The following is a 2188-nucleotide window of genomic DNA, read 5'->3' on the forward strand; positions in this document are numbered from 1 at the left end:
ATCTGGACCTCGATGTGACGCGGGTTTTCGAGGTAGCGTTCGAGGTAGACGTTGGCGTTGTCGAAGTACGCCTCACCCTCGCGCTGGGCGGATTCGAGTTGGTCCTCGGCTTCCTCGGGACCGCGGACGACTTTCATCCCGCGGCCGCCACCGCCACCTTCCGCCTTGATGGCGACGGGGTAGCCGTACTCGTCGCCGAACTCCGTGACCTCCGACGGGTCCTCGACGGGGTCGGTGGTCCCGGGAACGATGGGCACCCCTGCCTCCTGCATCGTCTTGCGAGCCTTCGTCTTCTCGCCGAGTTGTTCCATCGACTCGCTCTTTGGGCCGATCCACGTCACGCCGTCCGTGGCTTCGACCAGCGCGGCGAAGTCGGCGTTCTCCGCGAGGAACCCGTAACCCGGGTGAATCGCGTCCGCGCCCGCCTTCTCCGCGGCGTCGATGATGGCCTCCTGGTCGAGGTAGGACTCCGCGGCACGGGCCGGGCCGACGTTGTAGGCTTCGTCGGCGTAGCGGACGTGACCGGAGTTTCGATCGGCATCGCTGTAGATGGCGACCGTGTCGATTCCGAGTTCCTCGCAGGCGCGCATCACGCGGACCGCGATTTCCCCGCGATTTGCGACCAGAACTGTATCGAACATTCTTGTGAGAACGTATTCGGGTGGGTAACCTCATTCTGTCGGTTCAGGGTCGCCCACGAGTGTCAACGGGAGCGTCACACACGGGTTGACGGGTGGTGATTCCGTCCCACGACCCCTCGAAGCGGTAGCTTTTTCTCCTCACACACTGACATTTCGGACGTGCAACGACCGACTCCACCCGCTGCTGGGCCGAATCACGGACCAGCACCTGCTTTTCGCCGGGTGGAGTCCCGATTTCGCCGCTGACGCGGCTTCGGGGTGAAACCGGGCGATTCGATGACTCGTCTTCGATCAGCAACCACCCCACAGCGACAAATGTACACCAGCACCCGATCAGGCCGACGTATCGACAGTAACGCCATCCGACGATCAACCAGTGAGGACCGCCGATGAGCGACATGAACCCTCGAAACTACTACGACGAGTACGGCGAAAACGAGTGGGAGCGACTGGGACGCGACCCCGTCACCCGAATGGAGTTCGAGAATACGGTGGACTATCTCGACAAACATCTTCCCGAATCGGGCCGCGTCCTCGACGTCGGCGGCGCGGCGGGACGCTACGCGGTTTGGCTCGCCGAGCGTAATTACGACGTGACGCTCGTGGACGTGAGCGAGACGCAGGTCGAACTCGCCCGCGAGAACGCCGCCGAACGTGGACTCGAAGACGTGATTTCGGCGGAGCAAGGCGACGTCCGTGACTTGCGTTTCGAAGACGATGGATTCGACGCCGTTTGCTGTCTCGGTGGTCCCCTGAGCCACGTCGTAGACGATGACGAACGCGCACGCGCGATGGCCGAACTCCGACGGGTCGCGGGTGACGCCGCACCCGTCTTCGTCTCGGTCATCAGCAGGTTTGCGCCCATCCGCGACATCCTCAAGTTCAATCTCGACTGGTCACACGGCCTCCTCGTTCCCATCGCTGAGGACGGCAAATACACCGAAGAACGCGTGGACGAGTATGCGAACGGCGAAGGCTGGGCCGAGTGTCACTTCTTCCGCGCCGACGAGTTCGAGGCGGAGTTGGAGGACGCCGGTTTCGAAGTCGATCAACTGGTCGGTCTTGAGGGTGTGGCCAACCGCATGAAACCGGAGTTAGCGGAGGCGAGCGACGAGGCCGTCGAAAGCGTTCGGCAGGTCGTCGAACTGCTCCGGGAAGACCGTGCGGTGGTCGATTTCTCGGAGCACATGCTGGCGGTGTGTCGAGTATAGTATCTGGAGGTGCTTCTCGTCTTGCGGTGTGTTTCACCACTGCCGTTCAATTACGTGGGAGTGGACACGCCCCGATATCCCTATCAATCCCTGAATCGTTCGTAGTGCATTAGTTAGTGTGTAACTCTCGTTGAAATCGGTGGTCGGTCCGATTGCTCCGAACGATTGGATACAAAGCGGTCCGATTTCTGGGATTTCGCCCCGTTTGGCACTGTCTAGATACTCGACTTCGCACCGTATGCTGGCTAAGCGCGTATAGCTAGCGTGAATCGCTGATGCTTCCAATTACGTCGTTCTTGTCGTGTACCGAGCCAATCGACCGGCTCGAGTGTTTCT

General features: G+C 61.1%; 2 protein-coding genes. One reads left to right on the forward strand and one right to left on the reverse strand.

Annotated elements, in window-relative coordinates; translation table 11 throughout:
* The coding region (locus WBV42_RS17735) for a biotin carboxylase N-terminal domain-containing protein (protein WP_423987204.1) at positions 1 to 641 on the reverse strand (641 nt) is incomplete at its 3' end.
* Between the two features lie 389 nt (positions 642 to 1030).
* On the opposite strand from WBV42_RS17735, the gene WBV42_RS17740 reads away from it, so the two are divergent.
* A complete protein-coding gene (locus WBV42_RS17740; RefSeq protein ID WP_423987205.1) occupies positions 1031 to 1852 on the forward strand; it encodes a methyltransferase domain-containing protein in 822 nt (273 codons plus the stop codon).
* Positions 1853 to 2188: the final 336 nt, after the last annotated feature.

Origin of the sequence: Haladaptatus sp. (assembly GCF_049589095.1) — an archaeon.
Lineage (GTDB): Archaea > Halobacteriota > Halobacteria > Halobacteriales > Haladaptataceae > Haladaptatus.